Source organism: Pseudomonas sp. MWU12-2020 (assembly GCF_023100605.1).
Lineage (GTDB): Bacteria > Pseudomonadota > Gammaproteobacteria > Pseudomonadales > Pseudomonadaceae > Aquipseudomonas > Aquipseudomonas fluorescens_H.
Window position 1 is genome coordinate 460,049 of sequence record NZ_JALMEX010000005.1, and the last position, 24,168, is coordinate 484,216.

The 24,168-nt window shown below is 61.8% G+C and carries 24 protein-coding genes and 1 pseudogene; 7 read left to right on the forward strand and 18 right to left on the reverse strand.

Annotated elements, in window-relative coordinates; translation table 11 throughout:
• Positions 1-67 precede the first annotated feature (67 nt).
• A complete protein-coding gene (locus M0814_RS14910; RefSeq protein WP_103486492.1) occupies positions 68-700 on the reverse strand; it encodes a TetR family transcriptional regulator in 633 nt (210 codons plus the stop codon).
• A 174-nt stretch (positions 701-874) separates the two neighbouring features.
• Positions 875-1,381, reverse strand: a complete 507-nt coding sequence (locus tag M0814_RS14915) for a hypothetical protein (RefSeq protein ID WP_003221182.1) — start codon at positions 1,379-1,381, stop codon at positions 875-877.
• A 385-nt stretch (positions 1,382-1,766) separates the two neighbouring features.
• Here M0814_RS14915 and M0814_RS14920 point away from each other — a divergent pair, with 385 nt between their 5' ends.
• Positions 1,767-3,842 carry an AsmA family protein gene (locus M0814_RS14920; protein ID WP_103486493.1) on the forward strand — a complete coding sequence of 692 codons (2,076 nt, stop codon included), beginning with the start codon at positions 1,767-1,769 and terminating at the stop codon, positions 3,840-3,842.
• 98 nt (positions 3,843-3,940) lie between these two features.
• On the opposite strand, the gene M0814_RS14925 is transcribed toward M0814_RS14920, so the two are convergent.
• Positions 3,941-4,474, reverse strand: coding sequence for a ferritin-like domain-containing protein (locus tag M0814_RS14925; protein ID WP_003221186.1), 534 nt, complete (start codon positions 4,472-4,474; stop codon positions 3,941-3,943).
• A 312-nt stretch (positions 4,475-4,786) separates the two neighbouring features.
• Between M0814_RS14925 and M0814_RS14930 the strand changes: the two genes are divergently transcribed.
• On the forward strand, positions 4,787-5,677 hold the full coding sequence (locus M0814_RS14930; RefSeq protein ID WP_103486494.1) for a triacylglycerol lipase: 891 nt from the start codon (positions 4,787-4,789) through the stop codon (positions 5,675-5,677).
• Between the two features lie 116 nt (positions 5,678-5,793).
• Here M0814_RS14930 and M0814_RS14935 read toward each other — a convergent pair whose 3' ends face one another.
• Positions 5,794-6,681: a DMT family transporter gene (locus tag M0814_RS14935; protein WP_003221189.1), complete on the reverse strand. Its 888-nt coding sequence runs from the start codon at positions 6,679-6,681 to the stop codon at positions 5,794-5,796.
• Between the two features lie 96 nt (positions 6,682-6,777).
• Between M0814_RS14935 and M0814_RS14940 the strand changes: the two genes are divergently transcribed.
• The 3 genes from M0814_RS14940 (at position 6,778) to M0814_RS14950 (ending at position 9,158) form a co-directional block, all read left to right on the forward strand.
• A complete protein-coding gene (locus M0814_RS14940) occupies positions 6,778-7,572 on the forward strand; it encodes a helix-turn-helix transcriptional regulator (protein WP_103485986.1) in 795 nt (264 codons plus the stop codon).
• A 63-nt stretch (positions 7,573-7,635) separates the two neighbouring features.
• The gene (locus M0814_RS14945) at positions 7,636-7,941 is read left to right on the forward strand and encodes a PsiF family protein (protein WP_003221193.1); all 306 of its coding nucleotides are present in this window, start codon (positions 7,636-7,638) and stop codon (positions 7,939-7,941) included.
• 203 nt (positions 7,942-8,144) lie between these two features.
• Positions 8,145-9,158 (forward strand): hypothetical protein, encoded by a 1,014-nt coding sequence (locus tag M0814_RS14950; protein ID WP_003221195.1) that lies wholly within the window; start codon positions 8,145-8,147, stop codon positions 9,156-9,158.
• A 135-nt stretch (positions 9,159-9,293) separates the two neighbouring features.
• Here the strand turns inward: M0814_RS14950 and M0814_RS14955 are convergent, their stop codons facing one another.
• The gene (locus M0814_RS14955) at positions 9,294-10,568 is read right to left on the reverse strand and encodes an Hsp70 family protein (RefSeq protein WP_003221197.1); all 1,275 of its coding nucleotides are present in this window, start codon (positions 10,566-10,568) and stop codon (positions 9,294-9,296) included.
• Between the two features lie 291 nt (positions 10,569-10,859).
• On the opposite strand from M0814_RS14955, the gene M0814_RS14960 reads away from it, so the two are divergent.
• Both M0814_RS14960 and M0814_RS14965 read left to right on the forward strand, forming a co-directional pair.
• Positions 10,860-11,810 carry a DnaJ C-terminal domain-containing protein gene (locus tag M0814_RS14960; protein WP_003221199.1) on the forward strand — a complete coding sequence of 317 codons (951 nt, stop codon included), beginning with the start codon at positions 10,860-10,862 and terminating at the stop codon, positions 11,808-11,810.
• A 23-nt stretch (positions 11,811-11,833) separates the two neighbouring features.
• Positions 11,834-12,139 carry a chaperone modulator CbpM gene (locus M0814_RS14965; RefSeq protein ID WP_003221201.1) on the forward strand — a complete coding sequence of 102 codons (306 nt, stop codon included), beginning with the start codon at positions 11,834-11,836 and terminating at the stop codon, positions 12,137-12,139.
• Between the two features lie 124 nt (positions 12,140-12,263).
• Here the strand turns inward: M0814_RS14965 and M0814_RS14970 are convergent, their stop codons facing one another.
• The 13 genes and pseudogenes from M0814_RS14970 to M0814_RS29165 all read right to left on the reverse strand — a co-directional run.
• Positions 12,264-13,391, reverse strand: coding sequence for a sensor histidine kinase (locus tag M0814_RS14970; protein WP_103485949.1), 1,128 nt, complete (start codon positions 13,389-13,391; stop codon positions 12,264-12,266).
• Between the two features lie 147 nt (positions 13,392-13,538).
• Positions 13,539-15,239, reverse strand: a complete 1,701-nt coding sequence (ureC, locus tag M0814_RS14975; RefSeq protein ID WP_103485950.1) for an urease subunit alpha — start codon at positions 15,237-15,239, stop codon at positions 13,539-13,541.
• Between the two features lie 170 nt (positions 15,240-15,409).
• Positions 15,410-15,718, reverse strand: coding sequence for an urease subunit beta (locus M0814_RS14980; protein WP_007966984.1), 309 nt, complete (start codon positions 15,716-15,718; stop codon positions 15,410-15,412).
• Positions 15,715-16,251: a GNAT family N-acetyltransferase gene (locus M0814_RS14985; protein WP_003221211.1), complete on the reverse strand. Its 537-nt coding sequence runs from the start codon at positions 16,249-16,251 to the stop codon at positions 15,715-15,717. The genes M0814_RS14980 and M0814_RS14985 overlap by 4 nt, the downstream gene beginning before the upstream one ends.
• 5 nt (positions 16,252-16,256) lie before the next feature.
• Positions 16,257-16,790 carry a GNAT family N-acetyltransferase gene (locus M0814_RS14990; RefSeq protein ID WP_103485951.1) on the reverse strand — a complete coding sequence of 178 codons (534 nt, stop codon included), beginning with the start codon at positions 16,788-16,790 and terminating at the stop codon, positions 16,257-16,259.
• Between the two features lie 9 nt (positions 16,791-16,799).
• Positions 16,800-17,102, reverse strand: coding sequence for an urease subunit gamma (gene ureA / locus M0814_RS14995; RefSeq protein WP_003221215.1), 303 nt, complete (start codon positions 17,100-17,102; stop codon positions 16,800-16,802).
• A gap of 157 nt (positions 17,103-17,259) precedes the next feature.
• Entirely contained in the window at positions 17,260-18,099 is an 840-nt protein-coding gene (locus M0814_RS15000) for an urease accessory protein UreD (protein ID WP_103485952.1), read from the reverse strand.
• A 30-nt stretch (positions 18,100-18,129) separates the two neighbouring features.
• Positions 18,130-18,828 carry an urea ABC transporter ATP-binding subunit UrtE gene (gene urtE, locus M0814_RS15005; RefSeq protein WP_103485953.1) on the reverse strand — a complete coding sequence of 233 codons (699 nt, stop codon included), beginning with the start codon at positions 18,826-18,828 and terminating at the stop codon, positions 18,130-18,132.
• 140 nt (positions 18,829-18,968) lie between these two features.
• On the reverse strand, positions 18,969-19,811 hold the full coding sequence (gene urtD, locus M0814_RS15010) for an urea ABC transporter ATP-binding protein UrtD (protein ID WP_177434722.1): 843 nt from the start codon (positions 19,809-19,811) through the stop codon (positions 18,969-18,971).
• A gap of 23 nt (positions 19,812-19,834) precedes the next feature.
• A complete protein-coding gene (urtC, locus tag M0814_RS15015; protein WP_103485956.1) occupies positions 19,835-20,914 on the reverse strand; it encodes an urea ABC transporter permease subunit UrtC in 1,080 nt (359 codons plus the stop codon).
• Positions 20,914-22,416 (reverse strand): urea ABC transporter permease subunit UrtB, encoded by a 1,503-nt coding sequence (gene urtB / locus M0814_RS15020; protein ID WP_103485957.1) that lies wholly within the window; start codon positions 22,414-22,416, stop codon positions 20,914-20,916. Before urtB ends, urtC begins: the two co-directional genes overlap by 1 nt.
• A 163-nt stretch (positions 22,417-22,579) precedes the next feature.
• Positions 22,580-23,845, reverse strand: a complete 1,266-nt coding sequence (urtA, locus tag M0814_RS15025) for an urea ABC transporter substrate-binding protein (protein ID WP_003221226.1) — start codon at positions 23,843-23,845, stop codon at positions 22,580-22,582.
• A gap of 218 nt (positions 23,846-24,063) precedes the next feature.
• Positions 24,064-24,162: pseudogene (locus M0814_RS29165) on the reverse strand (metal ABC transporter ATP-binding protein); the annotation flags it as partial.
• Positions 24,163-24,168: the final 6 nt, after the last annotated feature.

Sequence of the window (24,168 nt, forward strand, 5' to 3'; positions counted from 1 at the left end):
GATACACCGCTTTCGCGAGCAAGCCCGCTCCCACAGGGGATTTGCGTTATGTTTGAAAAAAGGCGAGTTACTCGGTACTGCCCAGCCCTTGCCAGTGCTTGAGACCGATAAAGATGAAGCGCAGTTGCTGGGTGATCTTTGCCTGTGGCGTCAGATGGTCCGGCAGGGCTTCGGCGGGCGGGTCGATGATGTCCGGCAGGGTGGCGAACACCGATTTGACGATCAGGTCGGCGATCACGCTCAGGCCGGCCGCGTCCAGGTGCTGCAGCTTGGGCATCAGCCTCAGGTCGGCCGCGAGGTCGGCGCTGATGTTTTCGCGCAGTCGGCCAATCGCCTGACGCACCGGCTGCGAGCCGCCGTACTGCTCGCGGGCGAGAAACAGGAATTGCGAACGGTTGGCGCTGACCACGTCGAGGAAGATCCGCACCGACGCATCGATAATGCCGCCCATGACGAATTCGTTGTGGCGCACCAGGCGGATGGTTTCGCGGAAGGTCTGGCCGACTTCACTGACCAGTACCAGACCCAGCTCGTCCATGTCGGCGAAATGCCGATAGAAACCGGTGGGCACGATGCCGGCGGTCTTGGTCACTTCGCGCAGGCTCAGGCTGCCGAATCCTCGGCCGCTTTCCATCAAATGGCGGGCGGCGTCCATCAGGGCGTTGCGGGTCTGTTGTTTCTGTTCGGCGCGGGGCAGCATCGCAAAGGCGTTTTCTTGAGCGGGACAAGCACCGCACTCTAGCAAATCGGCTTTGCTGGCGTCGAACGTCGGGGGAGAGTCAATGGGGGGAAATGCGGTTTTGCGATTGGCCGGGGCTGAAAAAGTCAAAAGCCCAATCGGCTGATCGGGCTTTTTTTCCAGGCCGCCATGGGCTTAGCTCAAAGCGCTGTTGCGTTCGATCACACGGTCACCACCACCTTCAGCGAGGGTCTGGCCCTGTGGAGTGCGGTCACTACCGTCGGAAGCGAGGGTCTGGCCTTGTGGGGTGCGGTCGCTGCCGTCGGAAGCGAGGGTCTGGCCTTGTGGAGTGCGGTCGCTGCCATCAGAGGCCAGAGCCTGGCCCAGTGGAGTGCGATCGGAACCGTCCTGAACCAGACCTTTCTCTTCGAGACGGTCACGGCCACCTTCTGCTACAGCTTGACCTTGTGGAGTCTTGTCGTAGCCATCTTGTACCAGGCCTTTTTCTTCCAGACGATTGCGGCCGTTTTCAGCCAGGGTCTGACCTTGTGGAGTGCGGTCACCGCCGTCAGCAGCAACAGTCTGGCTGAACACCGAGTGGCTGGTTTTTACTTGTGGGGTAGCCTGATCGGCAGCGGGCAGGGCGAAAGCAGTGCTGGCTAGCATCGACAGGGTAAGGCTGAGCAGTAATTGGCGTTTCATGATGGGTTGCTCCTTGGGAGGGCGATAAAGTGGGTACGAAGCCAATGCTACTCTCGATAAGTCGATATAAAAGTTCATAAACGCAATGGTAATAATCAACAGAATTGATTGTTCTGCCGAGGCGCTCTAGCTCGGGCGTTTGCGGACGCTGGTTTTGCACCGCAGTGGGTATTTTCGACTCACTCGCGCCTCGCAAATGTGCGGGTGGCGGTAACGCTGTTCGACCAATCGGTCAGCATTCGCGCGATTTTTTGCCGCGGAATCTATATTCCGATTAAACCTGCGCACTGTTTGCCAGTCGTAGATTTCATGAGGGCCGCTTTGGCCCGCCGTTTCAGCTGTGCGTCGCGAAGTCGGCGTGCGGTCGTCATCAGGAGTTTTGTGCATGACGCGCACCGGAAAAATCTTCAGTTGGACCCTCGCCATCCTCGTACTGTTGCTGGCGGTACTGGTTCTGATCATCGTGTTCTTCGATTGGAACCGGATCAAACCGCCGCTCAACGCCAAAGTCTCGGAAGAACTGCATCGACCGTTCGCCATCAACGGCAACCTCGCAGTGATCTGGCAACGCGAGCCGGACGAGGGTGGCTGGCGGGCCTGGGTGCCGTGGCCGCATGTGGTGGCTGAAGACCTGACGCTGGGCAACCCGGACTGGTCGAAGCAGCCGCAGATGGTCACGCTCAAACGCGTGGAACTGCGCATCTCGCCGCTGGCCCTGCTGGCGCAACGGGTGACGATCCCGCGCATCGACCTGACCGAACCCAACGCGCAACTGCAGCGTCTGGCCGATGGTCGTGCCAACTGGACGTTCAAGTTCGATCCGAAGGACCCGAATGCCGAACCGTCGAATTGGGTGGTGGACATTGGTGCGATTGGTTTCGACAAGGGCCACGTCACCCTGGATGACCAGACGCTGAAGACCAATCTCGACGTGGTGATCGATCCGCTGGGCAAGCCGATTCCGTTCAGCGAGATCGTCGGCGACAAAGCCGCGAAAACCGCCCAGGACAAGGGCGCCGCGCCTCAGGACTATGCGTTTGCGCTGAAGGTCAAAGGCCAATACCACGGCCAGAATCTCACCGGCCAGGGCAAGATCGGCGGGCTGCTGGCGTTGCAGGATGCGAACAAGCCGTTCCCGCTGCAGGCGCAGGCGAAGATCGGCGCCACCAGCATCGAACTCGCCGGGACCTTGACCGACCCGCTGAACCTCGGCGCCCTCGATCTGCGTTTGAAACTGGCCGGCGCCAGCCTCGGCAACCTTTATCCACTGACCGGCGTGACCCTGCCGGATACGCCAGCGTATTCCACCGACGGTCATCTGATTGCTAAATTGCATGACGCCGCTGGCGCCAAATTCACCTATGAGCAGTTCAACGGCAAGATCGGTGGCAGCGACATTCACGGTGACCTGACCTACGTCGCCAGCCAGCCACGGCCAAAACTCAGCGGCGCGTTGCTGTCCAATCAACTGTTGTTCGCCGACCTCGCGCCGCTGATCGGCGCCGACTCGAATGACAAGCAAAAGGCCCGCGGCGGCGAGAGCAAACAGCCGACCGACAAAGTGCTGCCGGTGGAAGAATTCAAGACCGACCGCTGGCGCGCAATGGATGCCGACGTCGAGTTCACCGGCAAGCGCATCGTCCACAGCGAAAAACTGCCGTTCACCGACCTCTATACCCACCTGAAACTCAACGACGGCGAGCTCAGCCTCGAACCGCTGCGCTTCGGCGTGGCCGGGGGCAAGCTGGATGCGCAGATCCGCCTCAACGGTCGCACCGAACCGCTGGAAGGCCGGGCCAAACTGACCGCGCGCGGGTTCAAGCTCAAGCAGTTGTTCCCGACCTTCGAGCCGATGAAAACCAGTTTCGGCGAACTCAATGGCGATGCCGACATCAGCGGGCGCGGCAACTCCGTAGCCAAACTGCTGGGCGGGGCCAACGGCAACCTGAAGATGCTGATCAACGACGGTGCAATCAGTCGTGAACTGATGGAACTGGCGGGGCTCAACGTCGGCAACTACGTGGTCGGCAAAGTCTTCGGCGACAAGGAAGTGAAGATCAACTGCGCTGCGGCGGACTTCGATATCAAGACCGGCCTGGCGAGCACGCGGCTGTTTGTGTTCGATACCGAGAACGCGATCATCTACATCGACGGCACCGCGAACATGGCCACCGAGCAACTGGATCTGACGGTAACGCCGGAATCCAAGGGCTGGCGTCTGATTTCGCTGCGTTCACCGTTGTACGTGCGTGGCAAGTTCATCAAGCCGGACGCCGGGGTCAAGGCCGTGCCGTTGATGTTGCGCGGAGCGGGGATGGTGGCACTGGGCGTGATTGCCGCACCGGCGGCCGGGCTGCTGGCGCTGGTGGCGCCGAGTGGCGGGGAGCCGAATCAGTGCGCGCCGTTGCTGGAGCAGATGAAGGCGGGCAAGGCGCCAGTCACTGTGAAACCTACAAAATGATCGGTGACTGATAGGGCCCCTTCGCGAGCAAGCCCGCTCCCACAGGTTAGTGAAAAAACTGTGGGAGCGGGCTTGCTCGCGAAGGCGGTTTTGAAGGCTTACAGGTCTTTCAGAATGTCGGCCATGTCATCCGCATGCTCTTCTTCCTGCGCCAGGATGTCTTCGAAGATGCGGCGGGTGGTCGGGTCTTTCTCACCGATGTACTGGATGATTTCGCGGTAGCTGTCGATGGCGATCCGCTCGGCCACCAGGTCTTCGTAGACCATTTCCTTCAGGGTGTTCCCGGCCACGTACTGGGCGTGGGACATTTTCGACAGCAGGTCCGGATTGAACTCCGGCTCGCCGCCCAGTTGCACGATGCGCTCGGCCAGACGGTCGGCGTGTTGTGCTTCCTGAGTCGCGTGTTCGAGGAATTCGTCGGCGGCCACGTTGGCTTTCAGACCGTTGGCCATGAAGTAGTGACGCTTGTAGCGCAGCACGCAGACCAGTTCGGTGGCCAGCGATTCGTTGAGCAAGCGCAGCACCTCCTCACGGTTAGCGCTGTAGCTCTCGGTAACCGCGCCGTTCTCGACGTGTTGCCGCGCACGTTCGCGCAGGGTTTTGACATCTGACAAGTGCAGGTCGTCGCTCATATTGATCTCCAGGAGGCTAATCCAATGGCGCCACGCTCTACAGGCGTGATCGTTTACCCAAGTTGTGAGTCCTGCGCGATGCAAAAAGTTTTATGGGATTTCGTGCGACCTTGGCATCAGCCCCAGACCTTGCGTGGCAATCGCCGCTTGCGGGGTGTAATGCTCTTCATCGCTTGCGGTCGGTAGGACTGATTGTGGCGGGGGGAGTGGGCCTGAAGTAGGCTGATGGTGCAGTTGTCATCATCAGGGAGGAAGCTTGGCGGGCGTTTTGCACGTCTGGCATCCACTCAGCGACCACAAGGATGTTTGCCCATGTCACAAGGTTCGGCGACACGTTATCCACTGGTGCTGGTCCCGGGCATGCTCGGGTTTATCCGGCTGGTGCTGTATCCGTACTGGTACGGGATCATCAAGGCGTTGCGCCGTGGCGGGGCGACGGTGATTGCGGTGCAGGTGTCGCCGCTCAACTCCACCGAGGTGCGCGGCGAGCAATTGCTGGCGCGGATCGAGGAGATTCTGCGCGAGACCGGCGCCGTCAGGGTCAATCTGTTTGGCCACAGCCAAGGCTCGCTGACCGCGCGTTATGCCGCCGCCAAACGGCCGGATCTGGTGGCTTCGGTGACGTCGGTGGCCGGGCCTAATCACGGCTCGGAGCTGGCCGACTATCTGCAGCAACACTACCCGGCGGACAGCGCCAAGGGCCGCGTGCTTGAGGTGCTGCTGCGTGTTGTCGGCTGGCTGATGGCGCTGCTGGAAACCGGTTACCGCGGGCCGAAACTGCCGGTGGACATCCACGCCTCGCATCAATCGCTGACCAGTGCAGGCGTGGCGCTGTTCAATCAGCGTTATCCACAGGGCCTGCCCGAGACATGGGGCGGTCACGGGCCGGAAGAGGTCAACGGCGTGCGTTATTACTCGTGGTCAGGGACGTTGCAGCCGGGCAAGACCGATCGTGGCGGCAACCTGTTCGACGGCACCAATCGCAGCTGTCGCCTGTTTGCGAAAACCTTTGTGCGGGAGCCGGGGCAGTGTGACGGGATGGTCGGGCGCTACAGCTCGCACTTGGGCACGGTGATTGGCGATGACTATCCGCTGGATCACTTCGACATCGTCAATCAGTCGCTGGGGCTGGTGGGGAAGGGGGCGGACCCGGTGCGGTTGTTTGTCGAGCATGCGGCGCGACTGAAGGCCGCCGGGGTTTAACCTGCTTTTGTGGCGAGGGAGCTTGCTCCCGCTGGACTGCGCAGCAGGCCCCGGCTTTTAAAAAAGGGGCCGCTTCGCGCGCCATCGGGGATAAATCCCCTCACCACAGGGCCAGATCAGGCAACGCTGATCCGGCGGCCCAATACCGTGGTCCAGCGCTCGGAAAGAATCACCCCGCCCAACGTCAACACCCCACCCACCAGGTGATACATCGCCAACTGCTCCTTCAGCACCACCGCCGCAATCAGCGCGGTAATCAACGGCAGCAAGTTAAAGAACAAGGTCGTGCGGCTCGGCCCCAGACGCTGTACCGCCTGCATCCACGCCAGCGGCGCGAGCATCGAGGCCAGCAGGCACGCGTACAGCACCAGCGGAATGTTCTGCGCGGTGAAGCCGGTTTTCGGCGAGGCGGCGTACAGCGGAAACAGCACCACAATCGCCACCAGCACCTGCAGGTACAACAACACCAGCGGCGGCAGGCGCAACTGCCATTTTTTCAGCAGGGTGCTGTAGATCGCGTAGGCCAGGGTGGCGATCAGCATCATCGCGTCACCCAGGTTCACCCCATGTTGCAGCAGCGCGCCGAGGCTGCCGGACGACACCACCACCAGCACGCCGGCGAACGACAGCACCGCGCCGAACAGCGCCCCGGCAGTCAGGCGCTGGCCGAGGCTGATGATGGCCATGGCCAGCGACATCAGCGGCATCAGCGACAGGATGATGCCCATGTTGGTCGCCGTGGTCAGCGTCGCGGCGAAGTAGGCCAGGCTTTGATAGACCGCCATCCCGAGCACGCCGAGGATGAAGATCTTGCCCAGGTTCGGGCGGATCTGCGGCCAGTGCGCGATCACCGCTTTGAGCATGAATGGGGTGAACAGCAGCCCGGCGAGCAGCCAGCGGTAGAAACCGATCTCGGCGGGGAAGATTGCCCCGACCGCCAGTTTGTTGATCACGGTATTGCCGGCCCAGATGAAAATCGCCAGCAGGGGAAACGCGTATTGCATGGGTTAAAACCAGAACGTTGATGAACGGTGATTATCGCCTGTCTGGATGCAGCCCTATACTGCGAACCGGACAACCTGCCACTGCAACCGGACAGCATGAACAGCAAACACATCGATCTGCTGGATTTCAGCGAACTGCCGTCGGCGGTGTACTTCCGCTATGCCGACTTCAACGCCCATGAATACGCCGCGCCGCACCGCCATCCGTGGGGCACGCTGGAATATGCGGCCCACGGCGTGCTGCACATGGACGTCGACGGCAGCCGCTTCATGTCGCCGCCGCACTATGCGGTGTGGGTGCCGCCGCAGGGCGAGCACAGTTTCTACAGCCATCAACCGGTCAACTACCGCGCGGTGTGCCTCGACCCCAAAGTCTGTGCCGATCTGCCGCCGCGCGCCTGCACCCTGGCGATCAGCGACATCCTCAAGGCGATTCTCAAGGACTTCGCCGCGCGCGACGTGAAGATCCCCGAACTCGACACTGACCAGCGCCTGGCCCAAGTGTTGGTCGATCAACTGCAACAGGCGCCGGTGCATGAGTGTTATCTGCCGTATGCGCGCAACCCCGGGTTGCTGGCGATTCTCGATGCATTACAGGCTGATCCGGGGAATAACCAGCCACTGGCGCACTGGGCGGCGCAGGTACACGTCAGCGAGCGCACGCTGGCCCGGCAGTTCGTGCGCGAACTGGGGATGAGTTTCGGCGAATGGCGCCAGCGCCTGCGCTATCTGGCAGCCATTGAGGCGCTGGAAAGTACCCGCAGCGTGCAGGAAATCGCCTTCGACCTCGGCTACAGCAGCGGCTCGGCCTTCATCGCCATGTTTGCCCGGCAGGCCGGGTGTACGCCGGAGCAATACCGACGCAGCCATCTGGAGGGCAGGAAGGTGTAACAAGATTTGGCTACACTCCAGCAGAGGCCGCATCCATCGATGCGGCGACAAGGAGAAAACTCCATGAAGATGTTGCGTGTCCCTTTGTTGATGATCGGTCTGCTCCTGTGTTCCCAGGGTTTCGCCGCCACGGCGCAACAGAACAAAATGACCACCTGCAATGCTGACGCTACCGCCAAGAGCCTCAAGGGCGACGAGCGCAAAACCTTCATGAGCACTTGTCTCAAGGCTGCACCAGCCGCCAATGACGCCAAGGTGCTGACCCCGCAGCAGGAAAAAATGAAGACCTGCAACGCCGACGCGAAAACCAAGGCGCTGACCGGCGATGCGCGCAAGACCTTCATGAGTGATTGCCTGAAGAAAAAGTAAGCACTTGAGTCTTGTGGTGAGCGGGCTGGCCTCTTCGCGAGCAAGCTCGCTCCCACAGGAGTGCGCATTCCAATGTGGGAGCGAGCTTGCTCGCGAAGAAACCGGTCTTGGCACCGCCAATCTCAAGCACCGCATATACCTAGTGCTCTCCCCGGATCGCTGGCAGACTGCCAATCCTTTTACGCCGTTCGTTTTGAGGCTGTATGCCAACGTTTTCTGAGCGTCATGTTGTGTTTTGGGTCAGTTGCATCATCATTTGCGGCGGTTTGTTGCTGGCGTTGCCATTGCGCTTGTTGCCCAGCCTGCTGGCCGGTTTGCTGGTGTTCGAGCTGGTCAACATGCTCACCCCGCAACTGCAGCGGCTGATCGAAGGGCGGCGCGCGCGCTGGCTGGCGGTGGCGCTGCTGGGCACTTTGGTGGTCAGCGTGCTGGCGTTGATCTTTGCCGGCGCCATCAGTTTCCTGCTGCACGAAGCGGAAAACCCGGGCGCCTCGCTCGACAAATTCATGGGCGTGGTCGACCGCGCACGCGGGCAACTGCCACCGTTTCTCGATGCTTACCTGCCGGCCAGTGCTGCGGAGTTTCGCGTGGCCATCGGCGAATGGGCCAGCAAACACCTGGCCGAGCTGCAACTGGTGGGCAAGGACGCGGCGCACATGTTCGTCACCTTGCTGATCGGCATGGTCCTCGGCGCGATCATCGCCTTACAGCGAGTGCCGGACCTGACCAAGCGCAAACCACTGGCCGCCGCCCTGTTCGACCGTCTGCACCTGGTGGTTCAAGCCTTTCGCAACATCGTCTTCGCGCAGATCAAGATTTCCCTGCTGAACACCCTCTTCACCGCGATCTTCCTCGCGGTGATTCTGCCGCTGTTCGGCATCAAGCTGCCGCTGACCAAGACCCTGATCGTCCTGACGTTCCTGCTCGGCCTGCTGCCGGTGATCGGCAACCTGATGTCGAACACGCTGATCACCATCGTCGGTCTGTCGCTGTCGATCTGGGTGGCGGTGGCGGCGCTGGGCTATCTGATTTTTATCCACAAGCTCGAATACTTCCTCAACGCGCGCATCGTCGGCGGGCAGATCAGTGCCAAGTCGTGGGAGCTGCTGCTGGCGATGCTGGTGTTCGAAGCCGCGTTCGGCCTGCCGGGGGTGGTGGCGGGGCCGATTTATTACGCGTATCTGAAGAGTGAGTTGAAGCTGGGGGGGATGGTGTAACCGATGGATCTGTGTTGCCTGATCTGGCGCCTTCGCGAGCAAGCTCGCTCCCACACTGGATTGCATTTCAACTGAAGGAATGCGGTCAAATGTGGGAGCGAGCTTGCTCGCGAAAGGCGCAACGCCGATTTCAGGTCAGTTCATGGCGCCATAGCGTTTACGGGCTTCAATCGCCAGGCCGCTGCCGATGCTGCCAAAGATATTGCCTTCCACATGTCGCGCATTCGGCAGCATCGCCGAGACGCTGTTGCGCAGCGCCGGGATGCCGCTTGAACCGCCGGTGAAGAACACCGTATCGACCTGAGCGACCGACACGTTGGCATCGTTCAACAGCTGCGTAACGCTGCCGCGCACGCGCTCAAGCAAGGCGTCGATGGACGATTCGAACAGGGCGCGGCTCAGTTCCACGCTCAGGCCCGGCTCGATCCGGTCCAGCGGCACGTGGCGGCTGTCGGCGTGGGTCAGCTGGATCTTGGTTTCTTCGACTTCCATCGCCAGCCAGTGCCCGGCGCGTTGTTCGATCAGCTTGAACAGACGGTCGATGCCGCCGGTGTCTTCGATGTCGTAACGCATGCTGCCCAGTGCCAGGGTGGATTTTTGCGAGTACACCGAGTTGATGGTGTGCCAGGTCGCCAGGTTCATGTGGTGACTGGTCGGCATGTAGGCGCCGCTCTTCATCCGGCTGCCGTAGCCGAACAGCGGCATCAGGCCTTGCAGGCTCAGCTGTTTGTCAAAGTCGGTCCCGCCGATGTGCACGCCGCCGGTGGCGAGGATGTCATCGTGACGGTTGTCCATGCCGCGACGTTCGGGCGACAGGCGCACCAGCGAGAAGTCGGACGTACCACCGCCGATGTCGACGATCAGCACCAGCTCTTCTTTCTCGATGGTCGACTCGTAGTCGAATGCCGCAGCGATCGGTTCGTACTGGAACGACACGTCCTTGAAACCGAGCTTGCGCGCCACTTCGACCAGGGTGTCTTCGGCTTCCTGGTCGGCCAGCGGGTCGTCATCGACGAAAAATACCGGACGCCCCAGCACCACCTGCTCGAACTCACGACCGGCGGCCGTTTCGGCGCGGCTCTTGAGCTGGCCGATGAACAGCCCCAACAGATCCTTGAACGGCATCGCCGTGCCGAGGACGCTGGTGTCGTGCTTGATCAGTTTGGAACCGAGCAGGCTCTTGAGCGAGCGCATCAGCCGGCCTTCGTAGCCTTCCAGGTACTCGTGCAGGGCCAGACGACCGTAAACCGGACGGCGCTCTTCGATGTTGAAGAAGACCACCGACGGCAGGGTGATCTTGTCGTCTTCCAGCGCGATCATCGTTTCCATGCCGGGGCGCAGCCAGCCGACGGTGGAGTTGGAGGTGCCGAAGTCGATACCGCAGGCACGGGCTGGAGAGGCGTTGTTCATGTCTTTCGGGTTCCGGTCAAAAAACGGCCGCGCAGTGTATGTCAGTGCGCGGCAGATTCGAAGGCCGGTCATCTGCTATTTCGCGACTAAGCTTCTTGAAAGTCGCAGCTTCGCCCCAAACTTGCTGGCATGGGCCGGCAGACATACCGGCGGTCGCAAGAACCGTCGTCCACTGCCGATAAACTTCTGCTGCGCCACCCGGTCACAAACTTGAGATCGGTCAACCCGGCACGCGCGAATGAGCGCATGCTGGCCTCGGCGCGAAATCGATAACGGATGGTGATTCCTTCGATGGACTTCAAAGACTATTACAAGATACTCGGCGTGGAGCCGACAGCGGACGACAAGGCAATCAAGGCTGCCTATCGCAAGCTGGCGCGCAAATACCACCCCGATGTCAGCAAGGAAAAAGACGCCGAGGCCAAGTTCAAGGACGCCTCGGAAGCCTATGAAGCGCTGAAAAGCGCCGACAAACGCGCCGAATACGACGAACTGCGCCGTTATGGCCAGCACGGTCAGCCGTTCCAGGGCCCGCCGGGCTGGCAGAGCCGTGGCGGCTTTGGCGGCGGCGGTGGCGACACCGGCGACTTCTCGGACTTCTTCAGTTCGATCTTCGGCAATCGCGGCCCCGGTTTCGGTGGCGGCGAGGGTCGGCAATCACGCAGTGCAGGGCGCCGAGGGCAAGACGTGGAAATGGAACTGCCGATCTTCCTCGAGGAAACGCTCTCGAATGAATCGAAGAAGGTCACCTTTCAGGTGCCGCAATACAACGCCAACGGCCAGCACGTCAGCAACACCAGCAAGAGCCTGAACGTGAAGATCCCGGCGGGCGTGAGCGACGGCGAGCGCATCCGCCTCAAGGGGCAGGGCGCACCGGGCATCGGTGGCGGGGCCAATGGTGATCTGTACCTGACCATTCGCTTTGCGCCGCACCCGAAATTCGATGTCGAAGGCGAAAACCTGATCATCACCCTGCCATTGGCACCGTGGGAGCTGGCGTTGGGCGCTGAAGTGGCGGTGCCGACCCTGACCGGCAAGATCAACCTCAAGGTTCCGGCCGGCAGCCAGAACGGCCAGCGTATGCGCGCCAAGGGTCATGGCTTGAAAAACAAGGCCGGAGAGCGCGGTTATCTGTTCGTGCAGCTCAAGGCCGTGATGCCGAAGACCTCGGACGACGAGGTCAAGGCGCTGTGGCAGGAACTGGCGAAGAAAGCCGCGTTCAATCCACGCGAGAACTTCTGAATTCGACGACGGAGTAGCCCATCATGAGCAGCCCCCTAATCGTTCAACTGGACATGGCAGAATTCTGTGAGGCGGCCGATCTGTCGGACGTCTACGTGATCGAAATCGTCGAACACGGCATCCTCGAACCTCAGGGCGCGCAGCCCCGGGAGTGGCGGTTCACCGACTACGAGTTGAGCCTGGCCAAGCGCGCCGCGAAGTTGCGGCGCGAGCTGGAGCTGGAGTGGGAGGGCGTCGCGCTGGCACTGAATCTGCTGGAGGAGGTGCATGAGTTGCGGGCGGAGAACCGGATGCTCAGGCAGCGCTTGGGGCGCCTGGTGGTCGAATAGTTTTATCGTTGGTTCCTGAGTGTCTTTGCCGGCCCCTTCGCGAGCAAGCCCGCTCCCACAGGAGATCGCGATCTAAATGTGGGAGCGGGCTTGCTCGCGAAGAACGATTACGCGGTAAGCCTGCTTAAACCTTTCTCGGCAACACCACACTGAACAACGTCCCGTCAGCCGCGCTCGAGCTGACTTCGATCGTCCCGCCATGGGCGGTCACCACTTCCTTGACGATAAACAAGCCCAACCCGAGGCTGGTCGACGGCTGTCCGAGTTCTTCGTCGGCGCTGCGCACCAGAGGGTCGAAAATCGTGCCGATCGCCTCCTCGGAAATCGGCGTGCCGTAGTTGTGCACCGACAGGCACACGTTGTCGCCCTCGCCACGCAGGTTGAGGGTCACGTCGCGCTGGCTGGTGCCGTGCTGCAAGGCGTTGCCGATCAGGTTTTGCAGTAACTGATCGATTCGCCCGGCGTCCCACACGCCGCTGGTGTCGCCGTGCACCGTGAGCTTGGGATCGGATAGCGGATTACCGGCGCAGGCTTCGGCAATCGCCGCTCGCGCTGCAACGGCCAGATCCATCGGTGCCGGCTCGATCGGCAGGCTACGGCCCAGACGACTGCGTACCAGTTCCAGCAGATCGCTGACCATCGTCGCCATGTGCCGCGCGCCACGCTTGATGTGCTGGGCGCAGGCCAGGGCATCGCCCTCAAGGCTGGATTTGCGCAGCAGCAGTTCGGTGGACATGCTCACCGCTTGCAGCGGCGCACGCAGGTCATGGCCGAGGATGGCGAGGAAAATGTCCCGCGAGCGGTTGACCTGCTCGGCGTAGGCCGCGGTGGATTCGGCGAGGGCTTCATCGATGGCTTCGTTGAAGCGGATCATGTCCTGAAAATAGGTCATGTCCGGTGAGGTGAGACTGCTCACCCAGCGGCGGATCACACAGGCGCGCAAATGGCGGAATTCGCTGGTCATCTGCACCAGATCGAAACCGACGGTGTGGCGCAGCTCGCCATGGCTGGCGCCGGCCTCGTCCAGGCTCGGGGTCTTTTCCGGGCCTTCGCCCTTGGCTTTGGCAGCCTGTTCGGCGGGGCTTTGCGGTTTGTTCATGTCACGGGCGGCAGCCCGCAGAATCTCGCTGGCGTGATCGCGCAGCGCAGTGGAATCCAGATAGTCGGCGGCCGGCGTGATGGTCGCGGCGAACTGTTCCCACTCATCGACGATAGGGTCGATATTGGCCACGATGAACTCGGAAAGACGCATGGGCAGTTCCTGAAAATAGGCGGAGCGAATCGAATATTAGTCCCTTTGGTGGGAAATACACGACCGTTTGCACAGTGCTTTTCCAGCACCATGAAAAAGGCCCCGGAACCGTGCCCAAGACACGGCGCCGGGGCCTTTTGCCGTGCGTCAGAACAGGAAGTAACGCTGGGCCATCGGCAGAGTCTCGGCCGGTTCACACCAGAGCAGCACGCCATCGGCCTTGACCTGATAGGTCTGCGGGTCGACGTCGATGTTCGGCAGGTAATCGTTGTGGATCAGGTCGGTTTTCTGCACGTCGCGGCAGCCTTTGACCACGCCGATTTTCTTCTTCAGGCCCAATGCCTCGGGCAACCCGGCCTCCTGCGCGGCCTGACTGATGAAAGTCAGGCTGGTGGCGTGCAGCGAGCCGCCGTAGCTGGCGAACATCGGGCGGTAGTGCACCGGTTGCGGGGTTGGAATCGATCCGTTGGCGTCGCCCATCAAACTGGCGGCGATGGCGCCGCCCTTGAGGATCAGCGTCGGTTTCACACCGAAGAATGCCGGACGCCAGAGCACTAGGTCGGCCCATTTGCCGACTTCGATCGAACCCACTTCATGGCTGATGCCGTGGGTGATCGCCGGGTTGATCGTGTACTTGGCGATGTAGCGCTTGGCGCGGAAGTTGTCGTTGCCTTCGCCGTCCTGGGGCAGCGGGCCGCGCTGCTTTTTCATCTTGTCGGCGGTCTGCCAGGTGCGCGTGATGACTTCGCCGACACGGCCCATGGCCTGGCTGTCGGAGCTGATCATCGAGAACGCGCCGAGGTCGTGGAGGATGTCTTCGGCGGCGATGGTTTCACGGCGGATGCGACTTTCGGCGAACGCCACGTCCTCGGCGATGCTCGGGTCGAGGTGGTGGCAGACCATCAGCATGTCGAGGTGTTCGTCGATGGTGTTGCGGGTGAACGGCCGGGTCGGGTTGGTCGAGCTCGGCAGCACGTTAGGGAAACCGCAGGCCTTGATGATGTCCGGCGCGTGGCCGCCGCCGGCACCTTCGGTGTGGTAGGTGTGAATGGTGCGACCCTTGAACGCGCCGAGGGTGGTTTCGACGAAACCCGATTCGTTGAGGGTATCGGTGTGGATCGCCACCTGCACGTCGTACTGGTCGGCGACGCTCAGGCAGTTGTCGATGCTCGCCGGGGTGGTGCCCCAGTCTTCGTGCAGCTTGAGGCCGATGGCCCCGGCCTTGACCTGTTCGATCAGCGGCTCCGGCAGGCTGGCGTTGCCCTTGCCGGTGAGGCCGATGTTCATCGGGAACGCGTCGGCGGCCTGGAGCATGCGCGCCAGGTGCCACGGCCCGGAGGTGCAGGTGGTGGCGTTGGTGCCGGTCGCCGGCCCCGTGCCGCCGCCGATCATGGTGGTGACGCCGCTCATCAGCGCTTCTTCGATCTGCTGCGGGCAGATGAAGTGAATGTGCGTGTCGATGCCGCCAGCGGTGAGGATCATGCCTTCACCGGCGATCACCTCGGTGCTGGCGCCGATGGCAATGGTCACGTTCGGTTGCACGTCCGGGTTGCCGGCCTTGCCGATCGCGGCGATACGCCCGTCCTTGAGGCCGACGTCGGCTTTGACGATGCCCCAGTGGTCGATGATCAGCGCATTGGTGATCAGGGTGTCGACCACTTCGGCGGCGAGCAACTGGCTCTGGCCCTGACCGTCGCGGATCACTTTGCCGCCGCCGAATTTCACTTCTTCGCCGTAGGTGGTGAAGTCCTTTTCGACTTCGATCCACAACTCGGTGTCCGCCAGGCGCACCTTGTCGCCGACGGTGGGGCCGAACATGTCGGCGTAGGCTTGCCGGGAAATCTTCATTTCAATTCCTTGCAAAAATTTATTGTGGCGAGGGAGCTTGCTCCCGCTGGGCTGCGCAGCAGTCCCAAAACCTGCCAATGATTTCTTACAGACACACCGCGTTCCCTGGGTTGGCGAGTGCTACGCACTCGAGCGGGAGCAAGCTCCCTCGCCACAGGGTTGTGTGCATGTCAGTCGAGATCACCCATGACCCGCCCGGCAAAGCCGAACACCCGCCGATGCCCGGCGTACTCCACCAGTTCGACCTCGCGGCTTTGCCCCGGCTCGAAGCGCACGGCGGTGCCGGCCGGGATGTTCAGGCGCATGCCACGGCTGGCGGCGCGGTCGAAGGTCAGGGCGTCGTTGGTTTCGAAAAAGTGATAGTGCGAGCCGACCTGGATCGGCCGGTCGCCGCTGTTGGCGACTTTCAGGCTGAGGGTGCGGCGGCCGACATTCAGTTCGATGTCGCCGGGCTGGATCTGGTACTGGCCGGGAATCATGGCCGGGCTCCTTGCAGAATCTTGTAGTAGAGGGCGGTCGGTCGATACGTGCCATGCGGATCGCAGGCGTAATCGGGAATTTCACCGGCTCGGGTGTAACCCAGGGCCTTGTAGAAATCTTCGGCGGGGGAGCCGGCCTCGGTGTCGAGGTAAAGCATGCCGCGCTTGTGCTTGGCCGCTTCAAGTTCCAGCGCATTCATCAATTGCTGGCCGAGGCCACGACGCCGCGCCTGTTCGCGCACCAGCAGTTTCTGCACTTCGGCGCGATTGAGGCCGTTGGCCTTCTGGCACAGGCCCAACTGCACGCTGGCCTGCACCTCTTCATCCTTGACCACCACCCAGAGCAACACGCTGCCCTTGTTCACTTGTTGCTGCACTTCATCGAAATAGGCGCGGGCCTGCGCGGCATCGAGGTCGGCCATGAAGCCGACGCTGGCGCCATAACCCACGGCGTCGAGCAGCAAGTCGATCAAGCCCTGACGGTAGTGCGCAAAACTTTCAGCATTGACGCGGCGCAGTTGGGCAGCGTTCATCGTTATCACTCCTTGTTGGCGTCAGGCGGCTCCGCGCCAGGATTGAGGGTCAGTTGCATGAAGGTCAGGTCGAGCCAGCGGCCGAACTTGGTGCCGACTTGCGGCATCTGCCCGGTGATGCTGAAACCGGCACGTTCATGCAGACGAATGGAAGCGGTGTTGCCACTTTCGATGGCGGCGACCATCACATGCTTGGCGCAGGCTTTGGCTCGCTCGATCAGCACGCTCATCAATTGCGGGCCAAGGCCATTGCCGCGCTGGTCGCTACGGACGTAGACCGAGTGCTCGACGGTATGGCGAAAACCGTCGAACGGCCGCCAGTCACCAAATGAAGCGTAGCCGAGCACGCTGTTGTCGGCGTCGACGATCACCAGAATCGGATAGGCCTGGGCCTGACGGGCGCTGAACCACGCCTGACGGTTGCCGAGATCGACCGCCGACTCGTTCCAGATCGCCGTGGTGTTGAGCACCGCATCGTTGTAGATGTCGCGGATCGCCGGCAAGTCGGCATGCAGGGCATCGCGAATGGAGTAAGTCATGGCGCGGCCTCAGACGATCGGTTGGTGAACGGTGACCAGCTTGGTGCCGTCGGGAAACGTCGCTTCGACCTGAATCTCCGGAATCATTTCCGGGATGCCTTCCATCACTTGCTCGCGGCTCAGCAGGGTGGTGCCGTAGTGCATCAGCTCAGCCACGGTCTGGCCGTCACGGGCGCCTTCAAGCAGGGCGGCGGAGATGTAGGCCATGGCTTCCGGGTAGTTGAGCTTCACGCCACGGGCCAGTCGGCGCTCGGCGACGAGGCCGGCGGTGAAGATCAACAGCTTGTCTTTTTCGCGTGGGGTCAGGTCCATTGTGGGTATCCATCAGGGCAGATTGAAAAAAGTCGGGACTGTTGGCACAGATCCCTGTGGGAGCGAGCCTGCTCGCGAAGGCGCCGGCACATTCAATATTTGAGGTGACGGATAAAGCGCTTTCGCGAGCAGGCTCGCTCCCACATTGGAGTGCATTTCAGGTATTCCAGATTCGTGGTGGCTGGGCCTCGCGGCCGAGCAGGGCCGGGCGCAGCAGGCGCCACAGGTCGATCAGCCAGGCGCGGGCCAGCAGTGCCTCGCTCGCCAGACACCGAGCCACCAACAGGCCGGGCAACTGGGTCAGATCCCCGCGCACTGCATGCCCCAGCGAACGACAGCGCTCCAGCAATTCGGCATCGATTTCACCGGTCACCAGCAGCGTCGCAAACACCGGATGGCCATCCAGGCCGATCGGCGAATCGAGCAAGCCGTCATTGCCGGTGATGCGTTGACGCTCGTGCCAGAGCAATCGTCCGTCGCGGCGGATATCCAGATGCGCTTGAAAGTGTCCGAGGTCGAAGCGCTCGCCACTGGCCGGTCGGCCCAGCGCCACCACGTCCCAGTAAAACAGCCGCGCATCGCCCTCCAGCTCGATCGAGGTGCTGAGTTCGGCCTGGGCGGCGCTGTAGACGATGGTTTCCTGTGGCAGCCATTCCAGCGTCGCACCGGCCGCGATTTTCAGGTCGAGCTGCTGATACGCCGGCCCCGCTGCGCGATACCACTTGGCGGCGCCGGGGCTGGTGATCTGCGCCCAGGCGTCCTGTTCAACGCGGGCGCTGATGTTCAGTCGATCACCGCCGGCGATCCCGCCCGGCGGGTGGACGATGATGTGCTGGCAGACCTCGGGGCCTTCGGCATACAGGTGCTTTTGCACGCGCAGCGGGCCGAGGTGCCGGCGCTGAACCGGGCGCGTGCAGTCGCCGAAGCGGGCGTAGGCCAGCTCCAGCTCGGCGTGCCAGCTCGGGGTAAACAGGGCAGTGGAAAGCGGTAAATTCATGGTTTGTAATTATCGTTAGGAAGCTACAGATTAAATTGTTACCAGACCTCGTACACCCTCGGCCTCCATATTTTCGCCGCGCCCCTGCTGCACGATCTCGCCCCGGGACATCACCAGGTACTGATCGGCCAGTTCGGCGGCGAAGTCGTAAAACTGTTCCACCAGCAAAATCGCCATGTCGCCCCGCGCCGCGAGGGTCTTGATCACCGCGCCGATCTCCTTGATCACCGAGGGCTGGATGCCTTCGGTGGGCTCGTCGAGGATCAGCAAACGCGGACGACTGGCCAGGGCGCGCCCGATAGCCAGCTGCTGTTGCTGACCGCCGGACAGGTCACCGCCGCGGCGCTGCTTCATTTGTAGCAGCACCGGGAACAATTCGTAGATGAAACTTGGTACTTCTTTCGCTTCGCTGCCGGGAAACCGTGACAGGCCCATCAGCAGATTTTCCTCCACGGTGAGCCGGCCGAAGATTTCCCGGCCCTGTGGCACGTAGGCGATGCCGGCGTGTACCCGCTGGTGCGGCTTGAACGTGGTGATCGCTTTGCCCTCCCAATTCACCACGCCTTCCTTGGCCGGCAACAGGCCCATGAGGCATTTGAGCAGGGTGGTCTTGCCCACGCCGTTGCGCCCGAGCAGGCAGGTGACTTCGCCGACGTTCACGTCAAAGCTCAGGCCGCGCAGGATGTGGCTACCGCCGTAGTACTGGTGCAGCTTGTCGACTTGCAGCATGTCCGAAATCCTTCAATTACACCCAAAACCCTGTGGGAGCGAGCCTGCTCGCGAATGCGGCGTCACATTCAGCATTTTCAGCGCCTGATGCACCGCTTTCGCGAGCAGGCTCGCTCCCACAGGTTGTGCATTCGCAAAATTCAGCGGCCGAGGTAGACCTCGATCACCCGCTCGTTTTCCTGCACCTGCTCCAGCGACCCTTCCGCCAGCACGCTGCCTTGATGCAGCACCGTCACATGGTCGGCAATCGAGCCAACGAAGCCCATGTCGTGCTCCACCACCATCAGCGAATGCTTGCCGGCCAGCGACTTGAACAGCTCGGCGGTGAATTCGGTTTCGGCATCGGTCATGCCCGCCACCGGCTCGTCGAGCAGCAGCAGTTGCGGGTCCTGCATCAGCAACATGCCGATCTCCAGAAACTGCTTCTGACCGTGGGACAGCAGTCCGGCAGGGCGATTGACCGAGGCCGTCAGGCGAATGGTTTCCAGCACTTCGCTGATGCGATCCTTCTGCTCACCGCTCAGACGCGCGCGCAAACTGGCCCAGACCGACTTGTCGGTCTTCTGCGCCAGCTCCAGGTTCTCGAACACGCTGAGGGCTTCGAACACCGTCGGTTTCTGGAACTTGCGCCCGATCCCCGCCTGGGCGATCTGCACTTCGCTCATCTGCGTCAGATCCATGGTTTCGCCAAACCACGCCTTGCCGTGGCTGGGGCGGGTCTTGCCGGTGATCACGTCCATCAGCGTGGTCTTGCCTGCGCCGTTGGGGCCGATGATGCAGCGCAGTTCGCCGACGCCGATGTACAGGTTCAGATTGTTCAGGGCGCGGAAGCCGTCGAAGCTGACGCTGATGTCTTCCAGGGTCAGGATCGTACCGTGCCGGGTGTCGAGGCCCGGGCCGACGCGCTGGCCGAGGCCGATCGAGTCGCGGCTGGTGCCCTCGTCCTTGTTCGGCTCCACGGGGAAAAACGCCGGTTCGAGCATGAATTCAGCACTCGCAGTGACTCTCATTGTTCACCTCGTTTCTTCAGCAGGCCGATCACACCTTTGGGCAAATACAACGTCACGACGATGAACAGCGCACCGAGGAAGAACAGCCAGTATTCGGGGAAAGCCACGGTGAACCAGCTCTTCATGCCGTTGACCACACCGGCACCGAGCAACGGCCCGATCAGCGTGCCGCGACCGCCGAGGGCGACCCACACTGCCGCTTCGATCGAGTTGGTCGGCGACATTTCGCTGGGGTTGATGATGCCTACTTGCGGCACATACAACGCCCCGGCGAGACCACACAACACCGCGCTCAAGACCCAGACGAACAGCTTGAAGCCGCGCGGGTCGTAGCCGCAGAACATCAGGCGGTTTTCCGCATCGCGCAGCGCCGTCAGCACCCGGCCGAACTTGCTCTGTGCCAGACGCCAGCCGATGAACAGACTCGCCACCAGCAGCAGTACGGTCGCCAGAAACAGCACCGCGCGGGTGCCCGGCTCAGTGATACCGAAGCCGAGAATCGTGCGGAAATTGGTGAAGCCGTTGTTACCACCGAAGCCGGTCTCGTTGCGGAAAAACAGGAGCATCCCGGCGAAGGTCAGGGCCTGGGTCATGATCGAGAAATACACGCCCTTGATCCGCGAGCGGAAGGCGAAGAAGCCGAACACCAGCGCCAGCAGACCCGGTGCCAGCACCACCAGACACATCGACCAGATAAAACTGCTGGTGCCGCTCCAGTACCACGGCAATTCGGTCCACGACAGAAAGGTCATGAACGCCGGCAAACCATCACCGGCCGCCTGACGCATCAGGTACATGCCCATCGCGTAACCGCCGAGGGCGAAGAACAGGCCATGGCCCAGCGACAGCAGCCCGGCGTAACCCCAGACCAGGTCCAGCGCCAGGGCGACGATGGCGTAGCAGAGGATTTTGCCGACCAGCGTCAGCGTATACGCCGACACATGCAGCGCGTTGTCCGGCGCCAGCAGCGAGAGCAGCGGCAGGGCGATCAGCAGCGCGAGGACCACCGCGCCGATGGCAAGGGTTACTTTCGGCCCGGCCTTTTGTGTGGCCGTGACAAGTAGAGGCTGGTTCATCAGTCGATCACCCGTCCTTTCAGTGCGAAGAGGCCTTGCGGACGTTTCTGGATGAACAGAATGATCAGCGCGAGGATCAGGATCTTGCCGAGTACCGCACCGATCTGCGGTTCGAGAATCTTGTTGGCGATGCCCAGCCCGAACGCGGCCAGCACGCTGCCGGCGAGTTGGCCGACGCCACCGAGCACCACCACCAGGAACGAGTCGATGATGTAGCTCTGGCCCAGGTCCGGGCCGACGTTGCCGATCTGGCTCAGCGCCACGCCACCGAGGCCGGCGATGCCCGAGCCGAGGCCGAAGGCGAGCATGTCGACGCGCCCGGTCGGCACGCCGCAGCAGGCGGCCATGTTGCGGTTCTGCGTGACCGCACGCACGTTGAGGCCGAGGCGGGTCTTGTTCAGCAGCAGCCAGGTCAGCACCACCACGAACAAGGCGAAGGCGATGATCACGATGCGGTTGTACGGCAGCACCAGATTCGGCAACACCTGAATGCCGCCGGACAGCCACGCCGGGTTCGCCACCTCGACGTTCTGCGCACCGAACAGCAGACGCACCAACTGGATCAGCATCAGGCTGATGCCCCAGGTGGCGAGCAGTGTTTCCAGCGGCCGGCCGTAGAGGTGACGAATCACCGTGCGTTCCAGCGCCATGCCGATCGCCGCCGTGACGAAGAACGCCACCGGCAGCGCGATCAGCGGGTAGAACTCGATGGCTTGCGGGGCGTAACGCTGGAACATCAGCTGCACCACGTAGGTCGAGTAGGCGCCGAGCATCAGCATCTCGCCGTGGGCCATGTTGATTACCCCGAGCAGGCCGAAGGTGATCGCCAGACCGAGTGCCGCGAGCAGCAGAATCGAACCGAGGGACATGCCACTGAAGGCTTCACCGAGGATTTCGCCGACCAGCAGTTTGTGTTTCACCTGCGCCAGACTGGTTTCGGCGGCGGTGCGCACGCCGGCATCGCTTTCGACGCCGGGTTCGAGCAGGCCTTCGAGGCGGGTGCGGGCCAGGGGATCGCCGGTTTCACCGAGCAGGCGCACGGCGGCCAGACGCACTGCCGGGTCGCTGTCCACCAGCTGCAGATTGGCCAGGGCCAGGCTCAGGGCGGCGTGGACGCTTTCATCTTTTTCGCCAGCCAGTTGCTGGTCGAGGAATTTCAGCTGCGCGGGTTTCGCGCTTTTCTGCAATTGCTGCGCAGCATTCAGACGGATTTTGGCGTCGGCGGCGAGCAATTGGTGGCTGGCCAAAGCGGTGTCGATAAGACCCCGAAGGCGGTTGTTCAGGCGCAGGGTTTTCGGCTGGCCGTCGAGGGTCAATTCGCCTTGTTGCAGGGCGTTGATCAGCTCGACACGCGCCGGCTCGGGCTGCGCGGCCCAGGCTTCCAGCAGTTTGGCTTGCTGCACGGGATTGGCGGCGACGAAGTCTTCGGCGTCGCCGGCAAAGGCAGTCATCGGCAACAGCAGTGCCAGGACCAGAAATAAGCGATAAAGGGTAGTCGGCATAAAGAGTCGCCTTGCGCGGACTAATTGTGGGAGCGGGCTTGCTCGCGAAAGCGGTGTGTCAGCTTGCATTTAAGTTGAATGACGAACTGCTTTCGCGAGCAGGCCCGCTCCCACAGGGGGAGTGTGTCGGACTGAAAGTCTTAACAGCCCGACACCCAATGGCTCAGTTGCTCTTCACCGCATAATCCGGCTTCTTGTCGTTGCCATCGATAAACGGGCTCCACGGCTGGGCACGGATCGGGCCTTCGGTCTGCCAGACCACGTTGAACTGACCGTCAGCCTGGATCTCGCCGATCATCACCGGTTTGTGCAGGTGGTGATTGGTCTTGTCCATGGTCAGGGTGTAACCGGACGGCGCGGCAAAGGTCTGGCCGGCGAGGGCTTCGCGGACCTTGTCGACGTCGGTGGACTTGGCTTTTTCCACGGCTTGCGCCCACATGTGGATGCCGACGTAGGTGGCTTCCATCGGGTCGTTGGTCACCGCTTTGTCGGCGCCCGGCAGGTTGTGTTTCTTCGCGTAGGCCTTCCAGTCAGCGACGAACTTCTTGTTCACCGGGTTCTCCACGGACTCGAAGTAGTTCCACGCCGCGAGGTTGCCCACCAGCGGTTTGGTGTCGATGCCGCGCAGCTCTTCTTCACCCACGGAGAACGCCACCACCGGTACGTCGGTAGCCTTCAGGCCCTGGTTGGCCAGCTCTTTGTAGAACGGCACGTTGGAGTCGCCGTTGACCGTGGAGATCACAGCAGTCTTGCCGCCGGCGGAGAATTTCTTGATGTTGGCGACGATGGTTTGATAGTCGCTGTGACCGAACGGGGTGTAGACCTCTTCGATGTCCTTGTCGGCCACGCCTTTGGAATGCAGGAACGAGCGCAGGATCTTGTTGGTGGTGCGCGGGTAGACGTAGTCGGTGCCGAGCAGGAAGAAACGCTTGGCGCTGCCGCCTTCTTCGCTCATCAGGTATTCCACCGCCGGAATCGCCTGCTGGTTCGGTGCGGCGCCGGTGTAGAACACGTTCGGCGACATCTCTTCGCCTTCGTACTGCACCGGGTAGAACAGCAGGCCGTTGAGTTCTTCGAACACCGGCAGTACCGATTTACGTGATACCGAGGTCCAGCAACCGAACACCACCGCGACCTTGTCCTGCGTCAGCAACTGCCGGCCCTTCTCGGCGAACAGCGGCCAGTTCGATGCCGGGTCGACCACCACCGGTTCGAGCATCTTGCCGTTCACGCCGCCCTTGGCGTTGATCTCGTCGATGGTCATCAACGCCATGTCTTTGAGCGATGTTTCGGAGATCGCCATGGTCCCGGACAACGAATGCAGGATACCGACCTTGATGGTCTCGGCGGCCTGGACAGTCCAGGTCATGCCCATCGCGGCAATGGATGCCGTGAGTGTGAAAGCCTTGATCAAACTGCGACGCTTCATTGTGCGATCTCCATGAACATTAAAGTTTTTTATGGTTGGCAGATGCGGACGACTGAAGACTGTTTTGCAAGGGCTGTGCCCGGTCGGGATCGGGCAGGAAAATGTCGGTTTAGAGCGGTTGCGCGCGGGCGGGGTGCACCATGAAGGGACGAGTCGCGTGTGACGGTGCATTCGTATGCGCCAGATTAGGGCGCCGATTTCGCAAACAATGCCTTTCACTGTGGGAGCGGGCTTGCTCGCGAATGCGGTGGGTCATTCAAAAATGAAGTTGGCTGGCACGGCCTCTTCGCGAGCAGGCTCGCTCCCACAGTTTTTATGTTTGT

What these genes read in the sequence shown, in the direction of transcription:
- M0814_RS15000 (WP_103485952.1), bottom strand. Translation starts at nt 18,099, where the DNA reads ATGAATTTACCGCTTTCCACTGCCCTGTTTACCCCGAGCTGGCACGCC.
- M0814_RS14955 (WP_003221197.1), bottom strand. Translation starts at nt 10,568, where the DNA reads ATGAACAACGCCTCTCCAGCCCGTGCCTGCGGTATCGACTTCGGCACC.
- urtA (WP_003221226.1), bottom strand. Translation starts at nt 23,845, where the DNA reads ATGAAGCGTCGCAGTTTGATCAAGGCTTTCACACTCACGGCATCCATT.
- M0814_RS14990 (WP_103485951.1), bottom strand. Translation starts at nt 16,790, where the DNA reads ATGACTTACTCCATTCGCGATGCCCTGCATGCCGACTTGCCGGCGATC.
- M0814_RS14960 (WP_003221199.1), top strand. Translation starts at nt 10,860, where the DNA reads ATGGACTTCAAAGACTATTACAAGATACTCGGCGTGGAGCCGACAGCG.
- M0814_RS14940 (WP_103485986.1), top strand. Translation starts at nt 6,778, where the DNA reads ATGAACAGCAAACACATCGATCTGCTGGATTTCAGCGAACTGCCGTCG.
- M0814_RS14945 (WP_003221193.1), top strand. Translation starts at nt 7,636, where the DNA reads ATGAAGATGTTGCGTGTCCCTTTGTTGATGATCGGTCTGCTCCTGTGT.
- M0814_RS14980 (WP_007966984.1), bottom strand. Translation starts at nt 15,718, where the DNA reads ATGATTCCCGGCCAGTACCAGATCCAGCCCGGCGACATCGAACTGAAT.
- urtB (WP_103485957.1), bottom strand. Translation starts at nt 22,416, where the DNA reads ATGCCGACTACCCTTTATCGCTTATTTCTGGTCCTGGCACTGCTGTTG.
- M0814_RS14915 (WP_003221182.1), bottom strand. Translation starts at nt 1,381, where the DNA reads ATGAAACGCCAATTACTGCTCAGCCTTACCCTGTCGATGCTAGCCAGC.
- M0814_RS14970 (WP_103485949.1), bottom strand. Translation starts at nt 13,391, where the DNA reads ATGCGTCTTTCCGAGTTCATCGTGGCCAATATCGACCCTATCGTCGAT.
- M0814_RS14985 (WP_003221211.1), bottom strand. Translation starts at nt 16,251, where the DNA reads ATGAACGCTGCCCAACTGCGCCGCGTCAATGCTGAAAGTTTTGCGCAC.
- ureC (WP_103485950.1), bottom strand. Translation starts at nt 15,239, where the DNA reads ATGAAGATTTCCCGGCAAGCCTACGCCGACATGTTCGGCCCCACCGTC.
- M0814_RS14910 (WP_103486492.1), bottom strand. Translation starts at nt 700, where the DNA reads ATGCTGCCCCGCGCCGAACAGAAACAACAGACCCGCAACGCCCTGATG.
- ureA (WP_003221215.1), bottom strand. Translation starts at nt 17,102, where the DNA reads ATGGACCTGACCCCACGCGAAAAAGACAAGCTGTTGATCTTCACCGCC.
- M0814_RS14950 (WP_003221195.1), top strand. Translation starts at nt 8,145, where the DNA reads ATGCCAACGTTTTCTGAGCGTCATGTTGTGTTTTGGGTCAGTTGCATC.
- M0814_RS14925 (WP_003221186.1), bottom strand. Translation starts at nt 4,474, where the DNA reads ATGAGCGACGACCTGCACTTGTCAGATGTCAAAACCCTGCGCGAACGT.
- M0814_RS14930 (WP_103486494.1), top strand. Translation starts at nt 4,787, where the DNA reads ATGTCACAAGGTTCGGCGACACGTTATCCACTGGTGCTGGTCCCGGGC.
- M0814_RS14920 (WP_103486493.1), top strand. Translation starts at nt 1,767, where the DNA reads ATGACGCGCACCGGAAAAATCTTCAGTTGGACCCTCGCCATCCTCGTA.
- M0814_RS14965 (WP_003221201.1), top strand. Translation starts at nt 11,834, where the DNA reads ATGAGCAGCCCCCTAATCGTTCAACTGGACATGGCAGAATTCTGTGAG.
- urtE (WP_103485953.1), bottom strand. Translation starts at nt 18,828, where the DNA reads ATGCTGCAAGTCGACAAGCTGCACCAGTACTACGGCGGTAGCCACATC.
- urtC (WP_103485956.1), bottom strand. Translation starts at nt 20,914, where the DNA reads ATGAACCAGCCTCTACTTGTCACGGCCACACAAAAGGCCGGGCCGAAA.
- M0814_RS14935 (WP_003221189.1), bottom strand. Translation starts at nt 6,681, where the DNA reads ATGCAATACGCGTTTCCCCTGCTGGCGATTTTCATCTGGGCCGGCAAT.
- urtD (WP_177434722.1), bottom strand. Translation starts at nt 19,811, where the DNA reads ATGCTCGAACCGGCGTTTTTCCCCGTGGAGCCGAACAAGGACGAGGGC.